The following is a 21,202-nucleotide window of genomic DNA, read 5'->3' on the forward strand; positions in this document are numbered from 1 at the left end:
AGCGTTACACGACTAAGACCGAGTCTTAGCCGAGGCTGATCTGCACTTCCACACCGGCCGCAAGATCGAGCTTCATAAGTGCATCAACGGTTTTATCCGTTGGCTGGACGATGTCCAGAACGCGCTTATGAGTACGGATCTCGTACTGGTCACGCGCGTCTTTGTTGACGTGCGGGGAGACCAGAACGGTGAACCGCTCTTTACGGGTAGGCAGTGGAATTGGACCACGCACTTGAGCACCAGTACGTTTCGCGGTTTCCACGATTTCCTGGGTGGATTGGTCGATCAGGCGATGGTCAAAAGCCTTCAACCTGATACGGATTTGCTGATTTTGCATTGGATTTCAGACTCCGGCTGCTATTCCCACCGGGCGCAATACGCCCGTTAAAAGGAGGCGCAATTCTATAGACGCCCCTGATAGGTGTCAACCCAATAAAAAAGCCCCCGCTAAGCGGGGGCTTTTTCAACTCATCAAGCTGACTCTATATAAGAGACTTACTCGATGACTTTGGCTACGACGCCGGCGCCGACGGTACGACCGCCTTCACGGATAGCGAAACGCAGACCGTCTTCCATCGCGATGGTCTTGATCAGGGTAACAGTCATCTGAATGTTGTCACCTGGCATTACCATTTCAACGCCTTCTGGCAGCTCGCAGTTACCAGTCACGTCAGTAGTACGGAAGTAGAACTGTGGACGGTAGCCTTTGAAGAACGGAGTGTGACGACCGCCTTCTTCCTTGCTCAGAACGTAAACTTCTGCGGTGAACTTGGTGTGCGGCTTGACGGTGCCTGGCTTGACCAGAACCTGGCCACGCTCAACGTCGTCACGCTTGGTGCCGCGCAGCAGCACGCCGCAGTTCTCGCCAGCACGACCTTCGTCGAGCAGCTTGCGGAACATTTCAACGCCGGTGCAGGTAGTTTTCTGAGTGTCGCGCAGACCGACGATCTCAACTTCTTCCTGGATACGGACGATGCCACGCTCAACACGACCAGTCACAACAGTACCGCGACCGGAGATCGAGAATACGTCTTCGATTGGCATCAGGAACGGCTTGTCGATAGCACGCTCTGGCTCTGGGATGTAGCTGTCCAGAGTTTCCACCAGCTTCTTGACAGCAGTGGTGCCCATTTCGTTGTCGTCTTGGCCGTTCAGAGCCATCAGAGCCGAACCGATGATGATCGGAGTGTCATCACCTGGGAAGTCGTAAGTGCTCAGCAGGTCGCGCACCTCCATCTCAACCAGTTCCAGCAGCTCAGCGTCGTCAACCATGTCAGCCTTGTTCAGGAAGACAACGATGTACGGAACGCCTACCTGACGGGACAGCAGGATGTGCTCACGGGTTTGTGGCATCGGACCATCAGCGGCCGAGCAAACCAGGATCGCGCCGTCCATCTGGGCAGCACCGGTGATCATGTTTTTTACGTAGTCGGCGTGACCTGGGCAGTCAACGTGTGCGTAGTGACGCACGGCCGAATCGTATTCAACGTGAGCGGTGTTGATGGTGATACCACGAGCTTTCTCTTCTGGGGCGCTGTCGATCTTGTCGAAGTCAACCTTGGCCGAACCGAAAACTTCGGAGCAGACACGGGTCAGAGCAGCGGTCAGCGTGGTTTTACCGTGGTCAACGTGACCGATGGTGCCAACGTTGACGTGCGGTTTGTTCCGTTCAAATTTTTCTTTAGCCACGACAATTAACTCCTAGCTTAAAGGGGCTGAATCAGCCTTGCTTTTTGGTAACAGTCTCGACGATATGCGACGGAGCTGTATTGTATTTTTTGAATTCCATAGAGTAGCTTGCGCGACCCTGAGACATGGAACGAACGTCGGTTGCGTAACCGAACATTTCACCCAACGGAACCTCGGCACGAATCACCTTGCCGGAAACCGTATCTTCCATACCCAGAATCATGCCACGACGACGGTTAAGGTCGCCCATGACATCACCCATGTAGTCTTCAGGCGTAACGACCTCTACCGCCATGATCGGCTCAAGCAACTCACCACCACCCTTCTGGGCCAGCTGCTTGGTTGCCATGGAGGCAGCCACCTTAAACGCCATCTCGTTGGAGTCGACGTCATGGTAAGAACCATCGAACACGGTCGCCTTCAGGCCGATCAGCGGATAGCCGGCGACAACGCCGTTCTTCATCTGCTCTTCGATACCCTTCTGGATCGCCGGGATGTATTCCTTAGGAACCACACCACCTACGACTTCGTTCAAGAATTGCAGACCTTCCTGACCTTCGTCAGCTGGTGCAAAACGAATCCAGCAATGACCGAACTGGCCACGACCACCGGACTGGCGAACGAACTTGCCTTCGATTTCGCAGCTCTTCGTGATGCGCTCACGATAGGAAACCTGAGGCTTACCAATGTTGGCTTCGACGTTGAACTCACGGCGCATCCGGTCAACCAGGATGTCCAGGTGCAACTCGCCCATGCCGGAGATGATCGTTTGACCGGTCTCTTCATCAGTCTTGACGCGGAAAGACGGGTCTTCCTGAGCGAGCTTGCCCAGAGCGATACCCATTTTTTCCTGGTCATCCTTGGTCTTAGGCTCAACGGCAACCGAAATAACCGGCTCCGGGAAGTCCATGCGAACCAGGATGATTGGCTTGTCAGCGTTGCACAAGGTTTCACCAGTGGTGACATCCTTCATGCCAATCAAGGCCGCGATGTCGCCAGCGCGCACTTCCTTGATTTCTTCGCGGGCGTTTGCGTGCATTTGCACCATACGACCCACACGCTCTTTCTTGCCTTTTACCGAGTTGATCACGCCGTCGCCGGAAGCCAACACGCCCGAGTAAACTCGAACAAAGGTCAAGGTACCCACGAATGGGTCGGTAGCGATCTTGAACGCCAAGGCCGCGAACGGCTCGTCGTCGCTTGCGTGACGCTCCATTTCCTCTTCCTCGTTATCAGGGTTGGAACCCTTGATAGCAGGAATGTCGGTAGGAGCAGGCAGGAAGTCGATAACGGCGTCGAGAACCAGGGGAACACCCTTGTTCTTGAAGGAAGAACCGCAAACAGCCAGGACGATCTCACCAGCGATGGTACGCTGACGCAGAGCAGCCTTGATTTCCTCGTTGGTGAGCTCTTCACCCTCGAGGTACTTGTTCATCAGCTCTTCGTTGGCTTCGGCCGCAGCCTCAACCATGTTGCCACGCCACTTCTCGGCTTCTTCCAGCAACTCAGCAGGAATGTCCTTGCGAACAGGGACCATACCTTTGTCAGAGTCGTTCCAGTAGACCGCTTGCATGTTGATCAGATCGATCTGACCCTGGAAGTTGTCTTCGGAACCGATAGCCAGCTGGATCGGCACCGGAGTGTGACCCAGACGCTGCTTGATCTGACCGATCACGCGCAGGAAGTTGGCACCAGCACGGTCCATCTTGTTTACGTAAACAAGACGTGGGACACCGTATTTGTTGGCCTGACGCCATACGGTTTCCGACTGAGGCTCAACACCCGAAGTACCGCAGAACACAACGACAGCGCCGTCGAGTACACGCAGGGAACGTTCAACTTCAATGGTGAAGTCTACGTGGCCCGGGGTATCGATAACGTTGAAGCGATGCTCGTGCGGGTACTGCTTCTCGGAACCCTTCCAGAAGGCGGTGATGGCAGCAGAAGTAATGGTAATACCACGCTCCTGCTCCTGGACCATCCAGTCGGTGGTCGCGGCGCCATCATGCACCTCGCCCATCTTGTGACTTTTGCCAGTGTAAAAAAGGACGCGCTCGGTGGTGGTGGTTTTACCAGCATCCACGTGAGCAACGATACCGATGTTACGGTAGCGGTTAATCGGTGTAGTACGAGCCATAAAGCCCTCGCAAATTGAGTGACGCTAAAATTAGAAGCGGTAGTGCGAGAAAGCCTTGTTGGCTTCAGCCATACGGTGCACGTCTTCACGCTTCTTAACTGCAGCACCTTTACCTTCAGCAGCGTCCAACAGTTCGCCAGCCAAACGCAGAGCCATGGACTTCTCGCCGCGCTTGCGGGCGAAGTCTACCAACCAGCGCATTGCCAGGGCGTTACGACGGGACGGACGAACTTCGACCGGAACCTGGTAAGTAGCACCGCCTACACGGCGCGACTTCACTTCGACCAGCGGAGCGATGGCGTCGAGAGCTTTCTCGAAGATTTCCAGGGGATCGCTGTTCTTGCGTTCCTTAACTTTGTCCAGTGCGCCATAAACAATACGCTCGGCAACGGCTTTCTTGCCGCTTTCCATTACGTGGTTCATGAACTTGGCGAGAATCTGGCTTCCGTATTTCGGATCGTCCAGAATCTCACGTTTGGCTGCTACGCGACGTCTTGGCATTGATAAGCCCTCAAACGGTCTTCAGGTTAGCCCGGGACAGCAGATGCGTGCCCGACCTTACTCTTATCGACTCAATAAAATTAAAAACTGCAGAACGGCCGATTATTTCGGACGCTTGGTACCGTACTTCGAACGACCTTGGTTACGACCTTTAACGCCGGAGGTATCCAAAGAGCCGCGAACGGTGTGGTAACGAACACCTGGCAAGTCTTTTACACGACCGCCGCGGATCAGTACCACGCTGTGTTCTTGCAGGTTGTGGCCTTCACCGCCGATGTACGAGGAAACCTCGAAACCGTTGGTCAGACGCACACGGCATACTTTACGCAGTGCCGAGTTAGGTTTTTTCGGCGTAGTGGTATACACACGGGTGCATACGCCACGACGTTGCGGGCAGTTCTGCAGCGCAGGTACGTCGGATTTCTCGACGATACGCTTACGCGGCTGACGTACCAGCTGGTTGATAGTTGCCATCTACTAGCTCCACTGTTGTCTTGCGACGCTATTGTCTTACAAGAAAAGCAAAATGGCAGGAACGAATTCCCGCCAAATTTAGGGGATCAAGAGTCTAAAGAGGATCTTGTCCCCAGTCAAGGCAAGGCCCCGACCTCCCCGCCCGCCGGATCTCGACAATTTGTCTCGATCCGCCGAACGGGGTGACCAGGGCCAGGCACTCAATTACCGCAGAACTCAGTTACCACTCGAGTTCAGTGCTTCGGTCAGTGCAGCTTCCACTTCACTGGCGCTTACGCGCAACGGCTTGTCAGCATCACGGCGACGCTTGCGCTCGCTGTGATAGGCCAAACCGGTACCGGCCGGGATCAGACGACCCACAACCACGTTTTCTTTCAGGCCGCGCAGGTAATCGCGCTTGCCGGTTACCGCCGCTTCGGTCAGTACGCGGGTGGTTTCCTGGAAGGAAGCCGCCGAGATGAACGATTCGGTGGACAACGACGCCTTGGTGATACCCAGCAGCACGCGAGTGAACTTGGAGACGAACTTGTCTTCGGTCGCCAGGCGCTCGTTTTCCACCAGCACGTGAGTCAGTTCCATCTGGTCGCCCTTGATGAAACTCGAGTCGCCGGATTCAGCGATCTCGACCTTACGCAGCATCTGACGCAGGATGGTCTCGATGTGCTTGTCGTTGATCTTCACGCCTTGCAGACGGTAAACGTCCTGGATCTCGTTCACGATGTACTTGGCCAGCGCACTCACACCCAGCAGACGCAGGATGTCGTGTGGATCGCTCGGGCCGTCGGAGATAACTTCGCCGCGGTTTACCTGTTCGCCCTCGAAGACGTTCAGGTGACGCCACTTCGGAATCAGCTCTTCGTACGGATCGCTACCGTCGTTCGGGGTAATGACCAGGCGGCGCTTGCCCTTGGTCTCTTTACCGAACGCGATGGTGCCGCTGACTTCAGCCAGAATCGAGGCTTCTTTCGGACGACGGGCTTCGAACAAGTCGGCAACACGCGGCAGACCACCGGTGATGTCGCGGGTTTTCGAAGTTTCCTGCGGGATACGGGCGATAACATCACCGATCGCGATCCGCGCACCGTCCGCAACACCGACCAGGGCGTTGGCTGGCAGGAAGTACTGAGCGATTACGTCAGTGCCTGGCAGCAACAGATCCTTGCCGTTGTCGTCGACCATCTTCACGGCAGGACGGATGTCCTTGCCGGCAGCTGGACGATCTTTTGCATCGAGTACTTCAATGTTGGTCATACCGGTCAATTCGTCAGTCTGACGCTTGATCGTGATGCCTTCTTCCATGCCCACATAGGTCACGGTACCTTTCATCTCGGTCACGATCGGGTGGGTGTGCGGGTCCCACTTGGCCACGATGGCACCAGCGTCGACCTTGTCACCTTCCTTGACCGAAATCACAGCACCGTAAGGCAGCTTGTAACGCTCGCGCTCACGACCGAAGTCGTCAGCGATCGCCAGCTCACCGGAACGCGATACTGCCACCAGGTGACCGTCCACGCGCTCTACGTGCTTGAGGTTGTGCAGACGGACAGTACCGCCATTCTTCACCTGGACGCTGTCGGCCGCGGAGGTCCGGCTTGCAGCACCACCGATGTGGAACGTACGCATCGTCAGCTGGGTACCCGGCTCACCGATGGACTGGGCAGCGATAACGCCGACCGCTTCACCGATGTTCACCTGGTGACCACGAGCCAGGTCGCGACCGTAGCACTTGGCGCAGATGCCGTAGCGGGTTTCGCAGCTGATCGGCGAACGTACGATCACTTCGTCGATGCTGTTGAGCTCGATGAACTCGACCCACTTCTCGTCAACCAGGGTACCGGCAGGAACAATCACGTCCTCGGTGCCAGGCTTGAATACGTCACGGGCGATGACACGACCCAATACGCGCTCACCCAACGGCTCTACAACGTCACCGCCTTCAATGTGCGGAGTCATTACCAGGCCATGTTCGGTGCCGCAATCGATCTCGGTCACGACCAGATCCTGGGCAACGTCTACCAGACGACGAGTCAGGTAACCGGAGTTCGCCGTTTTCAACGCGGTATCCGCAAGACCCTTACGAGCACCGTGAGTGGAGATGAAGTACTGGAGTACGCTCAAACCTTCACGGAAGTTCGCGGTAATCGGGGTCTCGATGATGGAGCCGTCCGGCTTGGCCATCAGGCCACGCATACCGGCGAGCTGACGGATCTGCGCAGCAGAACCCCGTGCGCCCGAGTCGGCCATCATGTACATCGAGTTGAAGGATTCCTGGTCGACTTCGTTGCCATGACGGTCGATGACTTTCTCTTTCGAGAGGTTGGCCATCATCGCCTTGGATACTTCGTCGTTCGCCTTGGACCAGAGGTCGATCACCTTGTTGTACTTCTCGCCCTGGGTTACCAGGCCGGAGGCGTACTGACTTTCGATCTCTTTCACTTCTTCGGTGGCAGCACCGATGATGCGGGCTTTTTCATCCGGGATAACGAAGTCGTTAACACCGATGGAAACGCCGGAAATGGTCGAATAGGCAAAACCGGTGTACATCAACTGGTCAGCGAAGATCACGGTCTCTTTCAGACCAACCACGCGGTAGCACTGGTTGATCAGCTTGGAGATCGCCTTCTTCTTCATCGGCAGGTTGACGACGTCGTACGACAGACCTTTTGGCACAACCTGGAACAACAGCGCACGGCCGACAGTGGTGTCGACGATACGAGTGTTGGTCACACTGCCGCCATCACGATCGTTGACGGTTTCGGTGATCCGCACCTTGACCTTGGCATGTAGTGCGGCTTCGCCAGCACGGAACACACGGTCAACTTCCTGCAGATCCGCGAACACGCGACCTTCGCCCTTGGCGTTGATCGCTTCACGAGTCATGTAGTACAGACCCAATACAACGTCCTGCGACGGAACGATGATTGGCTCACCGTTGGCTGGCGACAGGATGTTGTTGGTCGACATCATCAACGCACGAGCTTCCAGCTGGGCTTCCAGTGTCAGCGGTACGTGCACGGCCATTTGGTCGCCGTCGAAGTCGGCGTTGTACGCAGCACAGACCAGCGGGTGCAGCTGGATAGCCTTACCTTCGATCAGTACCGGTTCAAACGCCTGGATACCCAGACGGTGAAGGGTCGGTGCACGGTTGAGCAGCACTGGGTGTTCGCGAATCACTTCAGCGAGAACGTCCCAGACCTCTGGCAGCTCGCGCTCGACCATTTTCTTGGCCGCTTTGATGGTGGTCGCCAGACCACGCATTTCCAGCTTGCCGAAAATGAACGGCTTGAACAGTTCCAGAGCCATTTTCTTAGGCAGACCGCACTGGTGCAGACGCAGGGTCGGGCCTACGGTAATTACCGAACGACCGGAGTAGTCAACACGCTTACCGAGCAAGTTCTGACGGAAACGACCCTGCTTACCCTTGATCATGTCAGCCAGGGATTTCAGAGGACGCTTGTTGGAACCGGTGATAGCGCGGCCACGACGACCGTTGTCGAGCAGTGCGTCGACCGCTTCCTGCAACATACGCTTTTCGTTGCGCACGATGATGTCCGGAGCGGACAGATCGAGCAGGCGCTTCAAGCGGTTGTTACGGTTGATCACTCGACGATACAGATCGTTGAGGTCGGAAGTCGCGAAACGACCGCCATCGAGCGGAACCAGTGGACGCAGGTCTGGCGGCAGAACCGGCAGAACGGTCAGCACCATCCACTCTGGCAGGTTGCCGGAGCCCTGGAAGGCTTCCATCAACTTCAGACGCTTGGACAGCTTCTTGATCTTGGTTTCGGAGTTGGTTTGCGGAATTTCTTCGCGCAGGCGGCCAATCTCGTGTTCCAGGTCGATAGCGTGCAGCAGTTCGCGGACAGCTTCGGCACCCATGCGGGCATCGAAATCGTCGCCGAACTCTTCCAGCGCTTCGAAGTACTGCTCGTCGTTGAGCAGCTGACCTTTTTCAAGGGTGGTCATGCCTGGATCGATAACGACATAGCTCTCGAAGTAGAGAACACGTTCGATATCGCGCAGGGTCATGTCCATCAGCAGGCCGATACGGGACGGCAGCGATTTCAGGAACCATATGTGGGCAACTGGCGAGGCCAGTTCGATGTGCGCCATGCGCTCACGACGAACTTTTGCCAGCGCAACTTCAACGCCGCACTTCTCGCAGATCACACCACGATGCTTCAAGCGCTTGTACTTACCGCACAGGCACTCGTAATCCTTTACCGGGCCAAAGATCTTGGCGCAGAACAGGCCGTCACGCTCAGGTTTGAACGTACGGTAGTTGATGGTTTCCGGCTTTTTAACTTCACCGAACGACCACGAACGGATCATCTCAGGCGAGGCCAATCCAATACGGATAGCGTCGAACTCTTCGACTTGACCCTGGTTTTTCAGCAAATTCAGTAGGTCTTTCAAGGCCTTTCCTCCTGGCGGAGCAGAGAGCGGGCAAACAGCCCCGCTCTCGATTCGCGTCACGTGTTATTCGGTTTCCAGATCGATATCGATGCCGAGGGAACGAATTTCCTTGATCAACACGTTGAAAGACTCGGGCATGCCCGGCTCCATACGGTGATCGCCGTCCACGATGTTTTTGTACATCTTGGTCCGGCCGTTCACATCGTCCGACTTCACTGTGAGCATTTCTTGCAGAGTGTATGCAGCACCGTACGCTTCCAGTGCCCAGACCTCCATCTCCCCGAAACGCTGACCACCGAACTGCGCCTTACCACCCAGCGGTTGCTGGGTAACCAGGCTGTAAGAACCGGTAGAACGAGCGTGCATCTTGTCGTCCACCAAGTGGTTCAGCTTCAGCATGTACATGTAGCCAACGGTAACCGGGCGCTCGAACTTGTTGCCGGTACGGCCGTCGAACAGCTGCATCTGGCCGCTTTCCGGCAGGTCTGCCAGTTTCAGCATGGCCTTGATTTCGCTTTCCTTGGCACCGTCGAACACCGGAGTAGCCATTGGAACGCCACCGCGCAGGTTCTTCGCCAGATCCAGGATTTCCTGGTCGGAGAAGGTGTCCAGCTCTTCGTTGCGGCCGCCGATCTCGTTGTAGATCTCGTGCAGGAACTTACGCAGGTCAGCAACCTTGCGCTGCTCTTCGATCATACGGTTGATCTTCTCGCCCAAGCCCTTGGCCGCAAGGCCCAGGTGGGTTTCAAGGATCTGACCGACGTTCATACGCGAAGGTACGCCCAATGGGTTGAGGACCACGTCGACCGGGGTGCCATTGGCATCGTGCGGCATGTCTTCAACCGGCATGATCACAGAGACCACACCCTTGTTACCGTGACGACCGGCCATCTTGTCGCCCGGCTGGATGCGACGACGGATTGCCAGGTAAACCTTGACGATTTTCAGCACGCCTGGAGCCAGGTCATCGCCCTGCTGCAGTTTGCGCTTCTTGTCTTCGAACTTGTCGTCCAGCAGGCGGCGGCGATCAACGATATAGGCCTGGGCCTTCTCGAGCTGCTCGTTCAGAGCATCTTCAGCCATGCGCAGTTTGAACCACTGGCCATGCTCAAGACCGTCGAGGACTTCGTCGGTGATTTCCTGACCTTTCTTCAGGCCGGCGCCGCCTTCGGCTTTGTGGCCGACCAGGGCGGAACGCAGACGCTCGAAAGTTGCGCCTTCGACGATACGGAACTCTTCGTTCAGGTCCTTGCGGATCTCGTCGAGTTGAGTCTTCTCGATCGACAGTGCACGAGCATCACGCTCGACGCCGTCACGGGTGAAGACCTGTACGTCGATGACGGTACCCTTGGTGCCAGTAGGCACGCGCAGGGAGGTGTCTTTAACGTCGCTGGCTTTTTCACCGAAGATGGCACGCAGCAGTTTTTCTTCCGGAGTCAGCTGGGTCTCGCCTTTCGGAGTGACCTTGCCCACCAGGATGTCGCCTGCGCCTACTTCAGCACCTACGTAAACGATACCGGCTTCGTCCAGTTTGTTCAGTGCAGCTTCACCCACGTTCGGGATGTCCGCAGTGATTTCCTCTGGGCCAAGCTTGGTGTCACGGGCCACACAGGTCAGTTCCTGGATGTGGATCGTGGTGAAACGGTCTTCCTGGACCACACGCTCGGACAGGCAGATGGAGTCTTCGAAGTTGAAGCCGTTCCATGCCATGAACGCGATGCGCATGTTCTGACCCAACGCCAGTTCACCCATATCGGTGGACGGACCGTCGGCCATGATGTCGCTACGCTGAACCCGATCACCCTTGCTTACCAGCGGACGCTGGTTGATGCAGGTGTTCTGGTTGGAGCGGGTGTATTTGGTCAGGTTGTAGATGTCGACACCGGCTTCGCCAGTTTCAACTTCGTCATCGGCAACACGAACCACGATACGGCTGGCGTCGACGGAGTCGATCACGCCACCACGACGAGCCACGACGCAAACGCCGGAGTCACGGGCAACGTTACGCTCCATGCCGGTACCTACCAGCGGCTTGTCGGCACGCAGGGTCGGTACAGCTTGACGCTGCATGTTCGAACCCATCAACGCACGGTTGGCGTCGTCGTGCTCGAGGAACGGGATCAGCGACGCTGCAACCGAAACTACCTGCTTCGGCGATACGTCCATCAAGGTGACGTCTTCCGGCGCCTTGACGGTGAACTCGTTCAGGTGACGAACAGCTACCAATTCATCGGTCAGGACTTTCTTGTCGTTCATCGTGGCCGAAGCCTGGGCGATCACGTGATCGGCTTCTTCGATGGCGGACAGGAACACGATCTCGTCGGTGACCAGGGCGTCTTTCACCACACGATACGGGCTCTCGAGGAAACCGTACTGGTTGGTGCGCGCATAGGCAGCCAGGGAGTTGATCAGACCGATGTTCGGACCTTCCGGCGTTTCGATCGGGCATACACGACCGTAGTGCGTCGGGTGCACGTCACGAACTTCGAAGCCTGCACGCTCACGGGTCAGACCGCCTGGGCCCAGTGCGGAAACACGACGCTTGTGGGTGATCTCGGACAGCGGGTTGTTCTGGTCCATGAACTGGGACAGCTGGCTCGAACCGAAGAACTCTTTCACCGCCGCAGCCACAGGCTTGGCGTTGATCAGGTCTTGCGGCATCAGGCCTTCGCTTTCAGCCATCGACAGGCGTTCCTTGACCGCACGCTCTACGCGCACCAGGCCAACACGGAACTGGTTCTCGGCCATTTCGCCTACACAGCGAACACGACGGTTACCCAGGTGGTCGATGTCATCGACGATGCCTTTGCCGTTACGGATGTCGACCAGGGTCTTGAGGACCGCAACGATGTCGTCCTTGTTCAGAACACCCGAACCTTCGATCTCGGTACGACCGATACGACGGTTGAACTTCATCCGGCCGACCGCAGACAGGTCATAGCGCTCAGGGCTGAAGAACAGGTTGTTGAAAAGGGTCTCGGCTGCATCCTTGGTTGGCGGCTCGCCAGGACGCATCATGCGATAGATTTCGACCAAGGCTTCCAGCTGGTTGCCGGTGGAGTCGATCTTCAGCGTGTCGGAGATGAACGGACCGCAGTCGATGTCGTTGGTGTACAACGTTTCGATACGAACGACCTGGGCCTTGGCGATTTTCGCCAGGATCTCGGTGGTCAGCTCGGTATTGCACTCTGCCAGGATTTCGCCAGTGGCCGGATGCACGATGACCTTGGCCGTGGTGCGACCCAGGACGTAGTCGATCGGCACCTGCAGCTCTTTGATCCCGGCTTTTTCCAGCTGGTTGATGTGGCGAGCGGTGATACGGCGACCCTGCTCGACAATAACCTTGCCTTTGTCATCCTGGATATCGAGGACAGCGATTTCACCGCGCAGGCGCTGAGGCACCAGTTCCAGGCTGAGGTTTTCACCTTGCACGTGGAAGACGTTGGTGGTGTAGAACGCGTCCAGCACTTCTTCGGTGGTATAGCCGAGCGCGCGCAGCAGTACCGATGCAGGCAGCTTGCGACGACGGTCGATACGCACGAATACGCAGTCTTTCGGGTCGAACTCGAAGTCCAGCCACGAACCGCGGTAAGGAATGATGCGCGCGGAGTACAGCAGTTTGCCGGAGCTGTGCGTCTTGCCACGGTCGTGGTCGAAGAACACGCCCGGAGAACGGTGCAGCTGGGAAACGATTACACGCTCGGTACCGTTGATTACGAAGGTACCGTTCTCAGTCATCAGGGGGATTTCACCCATGTAGACTTCTTGCTCTTTGATGTCCTTGATCGCTTTGTTCGACGATTCTTTGTCGAAAATGATCAGGCGCACTTTTACCCGCAAAGGTACGGCGTAAGTAACACCGCGCAATACGCATTCTTTGACATCAAATGCCGGTTCGCCCAGGCGATAACCGACGTACTCCAGCGCAGCATTGCCGGAGTAGCTGATGATCGGGAAAACGGATTTGAAGGCCGCATGCAGGCCCACGTCGCGGAACTGATCTTTAGTCGCTCCCGCTTGCAAGAATTCACGATACGAATCCAGCTGGATGGCCAGGAGGTACGGCACATCCATGACGTCCGGCAACTTGCTAAAGTCCTTGCGGATACGTTTTTTCTCAGTATATGAGTAAGCCATCAGCGTTCCCCAGCTTGGTCACCTGCTTGTTTGGCCCCTCCCGACGGGAGCAGCCAGAAAATCGTGCAAACCCCATGGTTTGCGCCACCACATCGGGTGGTTACAGCTCGCTATCGGCACCGACCCAGTCGGCTGCCAATAACGGAAAAAGGCCGGTGGCAAGAGCCACCAGCCATCAGCCTGTCGCTTAACGCTCGGGCTGGAGACGCAAAGTCGATGCTTACTTCAGCTCGACTTTAGCGCCTGCTTCTTCCAGAGCGGCCTTGGCTTTGTCAGCTGCGTCTTTGGCAACAGCTTCCAGAACCATGGCAGGAGCGCCGTCAACTACAGCCTTGGCTTCTTTCAGGCCCAGACCGGTCAGTTCACGTACTGCCTTGATCACGTTTACTTTCTTCTCGCCAGCTTCGGTCAGCATGACGTTGAATTCGGTTTGCTCTTCAGCAACGGCAGCAGCAACAGCTGGACCAGCGGAAGCAGCGGCAGCGGTAACGCCGAATTTTTCTTCGAAAGCTTTGATCAGCTCAACAACTTCCATTACGGACATGTTGCCAACGGCTTCGAGGATATCGTTTTGAGAGATAGACATGACTCTAAATTCCTGGATTGGGGGACGGCCTACGCGACCATCGAAATAAACAAAAAACGCGAAAAGGAGTGTCGAGCCTTAGGCTGCGGCAGCTTCTTTCTGGTCGCGCAGTGCCGCCAGAGTACGAGCCAATTTGCTGGTTGCGCCTTGAATCACGCTCATCAGCTGGGAAATTGCTTCGTCACGGGTCGGCAGAGTTGCCAGTACGTCGATCTGGTTAGCTGCGAGGAACTTGCCCTCGAACGCAGCTGCCTTAATCTCGAACTTGTCCTGACCTTTGGCGAATTCCTTGAACAAACGGGCAGCAGCGCCAGGATGTTGGGTGGAGAACGCGATCAAGGTCGGGCCGGTGAACACGTCGTTGAGGACACTGTATTCAGTGTCAGCAACAGCGCGCTTGAGCAGGGTGTTACGTACAACACGTACGTAAACGCCAGCTTCACGGGCCTCTTTACGGAGTCCGGTCATAGCGCCTACTGTTACGCCACGGGCATCAGCCACGACAGCGGACAGAGCAGCTTTGGCAGCCTCGTTGACTTCAGCGACGATGGCCTTCTTGTCTTCGAGTTTAATTGCCACGGGTTTAACTCCTGCTTGTTACCGTTTCATTCGGTCGAAACCGAATGTCGTTTTGGTGTCTGATTCGGTAAGGAACCGGGAGCACCATCTGCGTAGGCTTGTGGTTTAAGACTTGCGTCGCCTACGGTCTTGGACAGCCCCCGCCAGGCAGGGACCCCAATTTTTTGATTGGCGCAATTACTTGCGCCAACCTGAGTCTTACGCGTCGAGCGAGCTCTGATCGATGACCAGACCTGGGCCCATAGTGGTGCTCAGGGTAACGCGCTTGACGTAGATACCTTTCGAAGAAGCTGGCTTGATACGCTTCAGATCAGCGATCAGGGCTTCAACGTTTTCCTTCAACTTGACGGCGTCGAAGCCAATCTTGCCAACGGAAGTGTGGATGATGCCGTTTTTGTCGGTGCGATAACGAACCTGACCAGCCTTGGCGTTTTTAACCGCGGTGGCTACGTCTGGCGTTACGGTGCCGACTTTAGGGTTAGGCATCAGACCACGTGGACCGAGGATCTGACCCAACTGGCCTACAACGCGCATGGCATCCGGGGATGCGATAACTACGTCATAGTTCAGGTCGCCGCCCTTCATTTCAGCAGCCAGATCGTCCATGCCAACGCGATCAGCACCAGCAGCCAGAGCAGCTTCAGCTGCTGGGCCCTGGGTGAAGACAGCTACACGAACGGTCTTGCCAGTGCCGTGTGGCAGCACGGTAGCGCTACGAACGACCTGGTCGGATTTACGTGGGTCAACGCCCAGGTTTACAGCAACGTCGAACGACTCGCTGAACTTGACAGTCGACAGCTCAGCCAGCAGAGCGGCGGCGTCTACAAAGTTGTAGGCCTTGCCTGCTTCGATTTTGCCGGCGATAGCCTTTTGACGCTTGGTCAGCTTAGCCATTACACACCCTCCACGTTAAGGCCCATGCTACGAGCAGAACCGGCGATAGTACGCACGGCTGCATCCATATCAGCTGCAGTCAGATCCGCGTTTTTGGTTTTCGCGATTTCTTCCAGCTGAGCACGGGTAACGGTGCCAACCTTAACGGTGTTTGGACGAGCGGAACCGCTGGTCAACCCTGCAGCCTTCTTCAGCAGAACCGAAGCTGGGGTGCTTTTTGTTTCGAAGGTGAAGCTACGGTCGCTGTAGACAGTGATGATCACTGGAGTCGGCAGACCTGGCTCAAGACCCTGAGTACGGGCGTTGAAGGCCTTGCAGAATTCCATGATGTTCACGCCGTGCTGACCCAGAGCAGGACCAACGGGTGGGCTTGGGTTAGCCTGAGCGGCCTTCACTTGCAGCTTGATGTAAGCGGTAATTTTCTTGGCCATGAGGCACTCCAATTACGGGTTCGAACGCCTCGAAAGGCTCCCCGGTTACTTGCGCGTTTATCCCAGTGACGACAAAACCCCACAGCCTTGGGCTGCGGGGTTGGGATGCCTGCTCAATCAGACCTTTTCGACCTGACTGAACTCTAGCTCTACCGGAGTAGAGCGACCGAAAATGAGCACTGCCACTTGGATCCGGCTCTTTTCGTAGTTAACTTCTTCAACCGTACCATTGAAATCAGCGAATGGACCGTCGGTGACACGTACAACCTCACCCGGCTCAAACAGTGTCTTCGGTTTCGGCTTGTCGCTACCATCAGCGACGCGACGCAGAATCGCTTCCGCCTCTTTATCCGTGATCGGCGCAGGCTTGTCGGCGGTACCGCCAATGAAGCCCATCACCCGAGGGGTATCCTTGACCAAGTGCCAAGTCCCTTCGTTCATATCCATCTGCACCAGCACGTAGCCTGGAAAGAACTTTCGTTCACTTTTGCGCTTCTGGCCATTACGCATTTCAACCACTTCTTCAGTGGGGACCAGAATCTCGCCAAAGCCATCTTCCATGCCAGCCAGCTTTACGCGCTCTATCAGCGAGCGCATGACATGCTTCTCGTAACCCGAGTAAGCATGCACAACGTACCAACGCTTAGCCACGGGACACCCTTAGCCAACAATCAAGGAAACAAGCCAGCCGAGCAGGGAATCAAGCCCCCACAACAGCAACGCCATTACCAGAACAACAGCCACAACGATCAACGTGGTCTGCGTGGTTTCTTGGCGAGTCGGCCATACGACTTTACGAATCTCGGTGCGAGCTTCCTTAGCGAGTACAAAGAAAGACTTGCCCTTGGCTGTCTGCAGGCCTACAAAGGCAGCAACAGCAGCAATGGCGAGCAATGCAAGTACGCGGTACAGGATCGGCGAAGCAGAATAATACTGATTGCCAACAACGCCAATAACCACCAAAGCGACTACCACTAGCCACTTGAGCAGATCGAAGCGAGAGCCTTGAGCTTCAGCTTTAGGAGTCATCTATGAAGATCCTGTGAAAAGAAAGCCAGACACACTGAGTGAATCTGGCAGGTCAGGAGGGAATCGAACCCCCAACCTACGGTTTTGGAGACCGTCGCTCTGCCAATTGAGCTACTGACCTAAAACAAAATCAGGCCGACCATTATGCCGGCCCGAAAAAGACATTACAACTGTTTACTCGATGACTTTGGCTACGACGCCGGCGCCGACGGTACGACCGCCTTCACGGATAGCGAAACGCAGACCGTCTTCCATCGCGATGGTCTTGATCAGGGTAACAGTCATCTGAATGTTGTCACCTGGCATTACCATTTCAACGCCTTCTGGCAGCTCGCAGTTACCAGTCACGTCAGTAGTACGGAAGTAGAACTGTGGACGGTAGCCTTTGAAGAACGGAGTGTGACGACCGCCTTCTTCCTTGCTCAGAACGTAAACTTCTGCGGTGAACTTGGTGTGCGGCTTGACGGTGCCTGGCTTGACCAGAACCTGGCCACGCTCAACGTCGTCACGCTTGGTGCCGCGCAGCAGCACGCCACAGTTCTCGCCAGCACGACCTTCGTCGAGCAGCTTGCGGAACATTTCAACGCCGGTGCAGGTAGTTTTCTGAGTGTCGCGCAGACCGACGATCTCAACTTCTTCCTGGATACGGACGATGCCACGCTCAACACGACCAGTCACAACAGTACCGCGACCGGAGATCGAGAATACGTCTTCGATTGGCATCAGGAACGGCTTGTCGATAGCACGCTCTGGCTCTGGGATGTAGCTGTCCAGAGTTTCCACCAGCTTCTTGACAGCAGTGGTGCCCATTTCGTTGTCGTCTTGGCCGTTCAGAGCCATCAGAGCCGAACCGATGATGATCGGAGTGTCATCACCTGGGAAGTCGTAAGTGCTCAGCAGGTCGCGCACTTCCATCTCAACCAGTTCCAGCAGCTCAGCGTCGTCAACCATGTCAGCCTTGTTCAGGAAGACAACGATGTACGGAACGCCTACCTGACGGGACAGCAGGATGTGCTCACGGGTTTGTGGCATCGGACCATCAGCGGCCGAGCAAACCAGGATCGCGCCGTCCATCTGGGCAGCACCGGTGATCATGTTTTTTACGTAGTCGGCGTGACCTGGGCAGTCAACGTGTGCGTAGTGACGCACGGCCGAATCGTATTCAACGTGAGCGGTGTTGATGGTGATACCACGAGCTTTCTCTTCCGGGGCGCTGTCGATCTTGTCGAAGTCAACCTTGGCCGAACCGAAAACTTCGGAGCAGACACGGGTCAGAGCAGCGGTCAGCGTGGTTTTACCGTGGTCAACGTGACCAATGGTACCGACGTTGACGTGCGGCTTATTACGTTCGAACTTTTCCTTAGCCATCGAAATCACCCCTAGGAGAAGAATTTAGCGAGTCACACAAGCCATTAAAACAAAGGCAGATATTTTCATATCTGCCTTGTAATATGGAGCTCTTGAGCGGATTTGAACCGCTGACCTCACCCTTACCAAGGGTGTGCTCTACCAACTGAGCTACAAGAGCGAAACACTTTGCACAATCTGCAAACTTGGAGCGGGTAGCGGGAATCGAACCCGCATCATCAGCTTGGAAGGCTGAGGTTCTACCACTAAACTATACCCGCGGAGCTTGCAGCTCACGCTAAAAATGGTGGAGGGGGAAGGATTCGAACCTTCGAAGTCGTAGACGTCAGATTTACAGTCTGATCCCTTTGGCCGCTCGGGAACCCCTCCTAAGCGAGCCGGCATTCTATATCATGCCAGCCTTCTGTCAAGCATTTTCTCATTAAAAACCTGAGGTTAGCTGCGTTGACGTCGCTTCGTATCGCTTACCTTTAAAGGTCTTCGCTGCGAAGCGGGCGCCATTCTATGCAAACTACCCTGCGGGTGCAACCCCTTCGCATGGCATTATTTTATGTTTTAACTCATTGAATTCTTTAGAAAGGTTTTGAAGCAACGATTCATTCACCTTCCCTGCGCTTTCCTGGGAAACCTGAATCCAGAATCCCCCACCCTCAGGGAGATTCGGCGAGCTCGATGCAGCAGGACGACCTACGACGCCCAAGGCAGCCAAACGCAGCTCCAACTGCCTGGTCAGCTCCGGACGAATGAAACCACCCAGGTAAACACAGTTTTTTTGCGCTTCACTCGATTTACCCAAGTCACGCCTGACCAGTGCATCCGCCGTTTCGCTCAAAAGATGAATATCCTGCTGCGAGCCGCGGTACAAACTCAGCGGAGTCACATCCTTGGCACGAAGCGGGGCCTCCTGCTGATGCCAGATGTAATAGAAGACATTCAAAACCAGCAACAACAGGAACAGCCACCGCATAGAAACCTCAAGACAAAGGACAGGCCATCGCCAAACCGACAAAAACCAGGTCGGGCACTACCCTGGCATCAGGAACAACCCCCGAGACCAGATTGGCGTCCCCTCCGGTGAGAAACACCACGAAATCCTTTCCCCAATACTGCTGTGCCAATTCAAGTTGAGTCAGGACAAACCCTCGGAGCATCAGCATGCAACCACGCTCAACCGCCTCGACAGTCGTACGACCTGGAGCGAGACTCTCATGGGCTCGCTCCGCTGCTATATCGTCATAGCGAATTCTTCGCGTATGGGTACGCAATTGGTTACGCATCAGGGGCATGCCTGGGCAAATAAATCCACCGAGATGTTCACCGTCCGCCGCCACAAAATCAGCGGTAATGGCAGTACCAAAATCAAGCACCAGGCACGCGCCCGAAGCGAGACGGAACCCACCAAGCAGGGCCAGCCACCGATCGAGCCCCAACCGCTCGTAATCCTCGTAGCCATTTCTTACCCCGGCCATCTCCCGGGCAGGCACAGCACGCGCCACCGACACCCCAAACACATCCACCAAAGAGGCGACCAAGGAGTCTGTCTCCTCCAGGGTTCTCACACTAACGAGACGGCATTTCTTGAGCTGGAACTTGTCGGCATTGCTCAAACTTGCCAACAGATCGCTGTCAGAGCTGACCACACCACCTTCGACCGGCGTCACTCCGTCAGCCTGAAGAACACGCCATTTGATAAAGCTATTGCCGCAGTCAAGCTCAAGAATCATTACGCAACCTCAGACTGAGCTCACCACCGCTAAAGTTTTTTTCCACACCCTCTACCTTCAAACGCAACGCACCCTGGTGATCGATACCCAGCACAATACCGTCAATTTTGTTAACACCAGCAATCAGGGATACAGCCCGCCCCTGCCAAAGATGGTATTGCTCCCACTCCGACTGTATTGCGGAAAATCCCGACGCATGATGAAGCCTTAGATAGTGCTGAAGCGTCGCACCCAATCGTGCCACCAACTCATTTCGATCAAAATCCCTTCTCGCTTCAAGACACATGGACGTCCATTGCTGGTCGACCTCATCGGTCGATTGCATATTCACATTTATCCCCACGCCCAGGACAACATGGCAAACGTCCGCGGGATCCCCCACCAATTCAAGCAAAATGCCAGCGATCTTCTTCTCTCCCACCAGGACATCATTGGGCCATTTCAGCCCCGCCTCGGCGATGCCCATATCGCGCAGGGCGTGCATGACAGCAAGTCCGACGACCAGGCTTAGCCCTTCGATCTGGCGCATGCCGCCGTCAATGCGTAACACCAGGCTGTGGTAGAGATTTTCGGCAAATGGGCTGACCCACTTACGACCACGACGACCACGGCCAGCCATCTGTCGTTCCGCCAAAACCATGAATGGCGCCGCCACCCCGCGCTCGATGAAACGCAGCGCCTCGGCGTTAGTAGAGTCGATAGAGTCAAAGATATGGACAGGCCACTCCTGAAGACCTTTTGCACAGATCTCAGCGGCATCCAGAAGCAACAGGGGCTTGGCCAACTGATACCCCCTACCTCGAACCTTATGAACAGACAGCCCTAATTCTGCCTCCAAGTGCTGCAATTGCTTCCATACAGCACTACGACTGATACCCAACGCAGCACCCAGCGCCTGCCCTGAATGAAAGCGACCATCCTTCAGAAGTTTTAGCAACGTGAGCATGCGGACTGAGCCCTGATAATGAGGCCCGCATGATAGCTATGCGCAAGACCGTTGCATAGAAACACAAAATGACTTTCCTGCGGGCAAAACAAAACCCCTACCTGCATCAGCAGATAGGGGTTTCGGAATTTAATCTTGACGATGACCTACTCTCACATGGGGAAACCCCACACTACCATCGGCGATGCATCGTTTCACTGCTGAGTTCGGGATGGGATCAGGTGGTTCCAATGCTCTATGGTCGTCAAGAAATTCGGGAGCCGGTGCGTGCCTTGCGGTCACGTGCCAGCG

Annotated in this window: 17 protein-coding genes, 4 tRNA genes and 1 rRNA gene; all 22 read right to left on the reverse strand. The window is 55.7% G+C overall.

Annotation, left to right across the window (positions count from 1 at the left end):
- Positions 1 to 25: 25 nt before the first annotated feature.
- The 22 genes from rpsJ to rrf all read right to left on the reverse strand — a co-directional run bounded on the left by rpsJ (position 26) and on the right by rrf (position 21,160).
- Positions 26 to 337: a 30S ribosomal protein S10 gene (rpsJ, locus tag PBDP_RS26780; RefSeq protein ID WP_003186070.1), complete on the reverse strand. Its 312-nt coding sequence runs from the start codon at positions 335 to 337 to the stop codon at positions 26 to 28.
- A 158-nt stretch (positions 338 to 495) separates the two neighbouring features.
- Positions 496 to 1,689, reverse strand: a complete 1,194-nt coding sequence (tuf, locus tag PBDP_RS26785) for an elongation factor Tu (protein WP_003186103.1) — start codon at positions 1,687 to 1,689, stop codon at positions 496 to 498.
- A 31-nt stretch (positions 1,690 to 1,720) separates the two neighbouring features.
- Positions 1,721 to 3,826: an elongation factor G gene (gene fusA, locus PBDP_RS26790; RefSeq protein WP_109756658.1), complete on the reverse strand. Its 2,106-nt coding sequence runs from the start codon at positions 3,824 to 3,826 to the stop codon at positions 1,721 to 1,723.
- A gap of 30 nt (positions 3,827 to 3,856) precedes the next feature.
- The gene (gene rpsG, locus PBDP_RS26795; RefSeq protein WP_003186074.1) at positions 3,857 to 4,327 is read right to left on the reverse strand and encodes a 30S ribosomal protein S7; all 471 of its coding nucleotides are present in this window, start codon (positions 4,325 to 4,327) and stop codon (positions 3,857 to 3,859) included.
- 102 nt (positions 4,328 to 4,429) lie between these two features.
- The gene (gene rpsL, locus PBDP_RS26800; RefSeq protein ID WP_003186084.1) at positions 4,430 to 4,801 is read right to left on the reverse strand and encodes a 30S ribosomal protein S12; all 372 of its coding nucleotides are present in this window, start codon (positions 4,799 to 4,801) and stop codon (positions 4,430 to 4,432) included.
- A 216-nt stretch (positions 4,802 to 5,017) separates the two neighbouring features.
- Positions 5,018 to 9,217 carry a DNA-directed RNA polymerase subunit beta' gene (gene rpoC / locus PBDP_RS26805; RefSeq protein ID WP_109756659.1) on the reverse strand — a complete coding sequence of 1,400 codons (4,200 nt, stop codon included), beginning with the start codon at positions 9,215 to 9,217 and terminating at the stop codon, positions 5,018 to 5,020.
- A 63-nt stretch (positions 9,218 to 9,280) separates the two neighbouring features.
- On the reverse strand, positions 9,281 to 13,354 hold the full coding sequence (gene rpoB, locus PBDP_RS26810) for a DNA-directed RNA polymerase subunit beta (protein ID WP_109756660.1): 4,074 nt from the start codon (positions 13,352 to 13,354) through the stop codon (positions 9,281 to 9,283).
- Positions 13,355 to 13,574: 220 nt separating this feature from the next.
- Entirely contained in the window at positions 13,575 to 13,940 is a 366-nt protein-coding gene (gene rplL, locus PBDP_RS26815; RefSeq protein WP_007970414.1) for a 50S ribosomal protein L7/L12, read from the reverse strand.
- Positions 13,941 to 14,018: 78 nt separating this feature from the next.
- The gene (rplJ, locus tag PBDP_RS26820; RefSeq protein ID WP_003206099.1) at positions 14,019 to 14,519 is read right to left on the reverse strand and encodes a 50S ribosomal protein L10; all 501 of its coding nucleotides are present in this window, start codon (positions 14,517 to 14,519) and stop codon (positions 14,019 to 14,021) included.
- 198 nt (positions 14,520 to 14,717) lie between these two features.
- Positions 14,718 to 15,413, reverse strand: coding sequence for a 50S ribosomal protein L1 (gene rplA / locus PBDP_RS26825; RefSeq protein ID WP_003186095.1), 696 nt, complete (start codon positions 15,411 to 15,413; stop codon positions 14,718 to 14,720).
- Entirely contained in the window at positions 15,413 to 15,844 is a 432-nt protein-coding gene (gene rplK / locus PBDP_RS26830; RefSeq protein WP_003176435.1) for a 50S ribosomal protein L11, read from the reverse strand. Before rplK ends, rplA begins: the two co-directional genes overlap by 1 nt.
- 117 nt (positions 15,845 to 15,961) lie before the next feature.
- Positions 15,962 to 16,495, reverse strand: coding sequence for a transcription termination/antitermination protein NusG (gene nusG / locus PBDP_RS26835; protein WP_010443972.1), 534 nt, complete (start codon positions 16,493 to 16,495; stop codon positions 15,962 to 15,964).
- Positions 16,496 to 16,504: 9 nt separating this feature from the next.
- Positions 16,505 to 16,873, reverse strand: coding sequence for a preprotein translocase subunit SecE (secE, locus tag PBDP_RS26840; RefSeq protein WP_003206102.1), 369 nt, complete (start codon positions 16,871 to 16,873; stop codon positions 16,505 to 16,507).
- A 45-nt stretch (positions 16,874 to 16,918) separates the two neighbouring features.
- A tRNA-Trp gene (locus PBDP_RS26845) sits at positions 16,919 to 16,994 on the reverse strand.
- 53 nt (positions 16,995 to 17,047) lie between these two features.
- Positions 17,048 to 18,241: an elongation factor Tu gene (tuf, locus tag PBDP_RS26850; protein ID WP_003186103.1), complete on the reverse strand. Its 1,194-nt coding sequence runs from the start codon at positions 18,239 to 18,241 to the stop codon at positions 17,048 to 17,050.
- A gap of 84 nt (positions 18,242 to 18,325) precedes the next feature.
- Positions 18,326 to 18,401: transfer RNA gene (locus tag PBDP_RS26855), tRNA-Thr, on the reverse strand.
- Positions 18,402 to 18,427: 26 nt separating this feature from the next.
- Positions 18,428 to 18,501, reverse strand: a tRNA-Gly gene (locus tag PBDP_RS26860).
- Between the two features lie 24 nt (positions 18,502 to 18,525).
- Positions 18,526 to 18,610 (reverse strand) — tRNA-Tyr (locus PBDP_RS26865).
- Positions 18,611 to 18,752: 142 nt separating this feature from the next.
- Positions 18,753 to 19,208: a hypothetical protein gene (locus PBDP_RS26870; RefSeq protein WP_109756662.1), complete on the reverse strand. Its 456-nt coding sequence runs from the start codon at positions 19,206 to 19,208 to the stop codon at positions 18,753 to 18,755.
- A 7-nt stretch (positions 19,209 to 19,215) separates the two neighbouring features.
- On the reverse strand, positions 19,216 to 19,965 hold the full coding sequence (locus PBDP_RS26875; protein ID WP_109756661.1) for a pantothenate kinase: 750 nt from the start codon (positions 19,963 to 19,965) through the stop codon (positions 19,216 to 19,218).
- Positions 19,955 to 20,911, reverse strand: coding sequence for a bifunctional biotin--[acetyl-CoA-carboxylase] ligase/biotin operon repressor BirA (gene birA, locus PBDP_RS26880; protein ID WP_025569668.1), 957 nt, complete (start codon positions 20,909 to 20,911; stop codon positions 19,955 to 19,957). Before birA ends, PBDP_RS26875 begins: the two co-directional genes overlap by 11 nt.
- A gap of 133 nt (positions 20,912 to 21,044) precedes the next feature.
- A 5S ribosomal RNA gene (rrf, locus tag PBDP_RS26885) occupies positions 21,045 to 21,160 on the reverse strand.
- Positions 21,161 to 21,202 lie beyond the last annotated feature (42 nt).

The sequence above is a fragment of the Pseudomonas sp. St290 genome (assembly GCF_018325805.1).
Taxonomy (GTDB): domain Bacteria; phylum Pseudomonadota; class Gammaproteobacteria; order Pseudomonadales; family Pseudomonadaceae; genus Aquipseudomonas; species Aquipseudomonas bijieensis.

Coding starts and splice junctions, on each gene's coding strand:
- secE (WP_003206102.1), bottom strand. CDS start 16,873: ATGACTCCTAAAGCTGAAGCTCAAGGCTCTCGCTTCGATCTGCTCAAG.
- rplK (WP_003176435.1), bottom strand. CDS start 15,844: ATGGCCAAGAAAATTACCGCTTACATCAAGCTGCAAGTGAAGGCCGCT.
- PBDP_RS26870 (WP_109756662.1), bottom strand. CDS start 19,208: ATGCGGTGGCTGTTCCTGTTGTTGCTGGTTTTGAATGTCTTCTATTAC.
- rpsL (WP_003186084.1), bottom strand. CDS start 4,801: ATGGCAACTATCAACCAGCTGGTACGTCAGCCGCGTAAGCGTATCGTC.
- tuf (WP_003186103.1), bottom strand. CDS start 18,241: ATGGCTAAGGAAAAGTTCGAACGTAATAAGCCGCACGTCAACGTCGGT.
- rpoB (WP_109756660.1), bottom strand. CDS start 13,354: ATGGCTTACTCATATACTGAGAAAAAACGTATCCGCAAGGACTTTAGC.
- rplA (WP_003186095.1), bottom strand. CDS start 15,413: ATGGCTAAGCTGACCAAGCGTCAAAAGGCTATCGCCGGCAAAATCGAA.
- rplL (WP_007970414.1), bottom strand. CDS start 13,940: ATGTCTATCTCTCAAAACGATATCCTCGAAGCCGTTGGCAACATGTCC.
- rpsG (WP_003186074.1), bottom strand. CDS start 4,327: ATGCCAAGACGTCGCGTAGCAGCCAAACGTGAGATTCTGGACGATCCG.
- rpsJ (WP_003186070.1), bottom strand. CDS start 337: ATGCAAAATCAGCAAATCCGTATCAGGTTGAAGGCTTTTGACCATCGC.
- birA (WP_025569668.1), bottom strand. CDS start 20,911: ATGCTCACGTTGCTAAAACTTCTGAAGGATGGTCGCTTTCATTCAGGG.
- PBDP_RS26875 (WP_109756661.1), bottom strand. CDS start 19,965: ATGATTCTTGAGCTTGACTGCGGCAATAGCTTTATCAAATGGCGTGTT.
- fusA (WP_109756658.1), bottom strand. CDS start 3,826: ATGGCTCGTACTACACCGATTAACCGCTACCGTAACATCGGTATCGTT.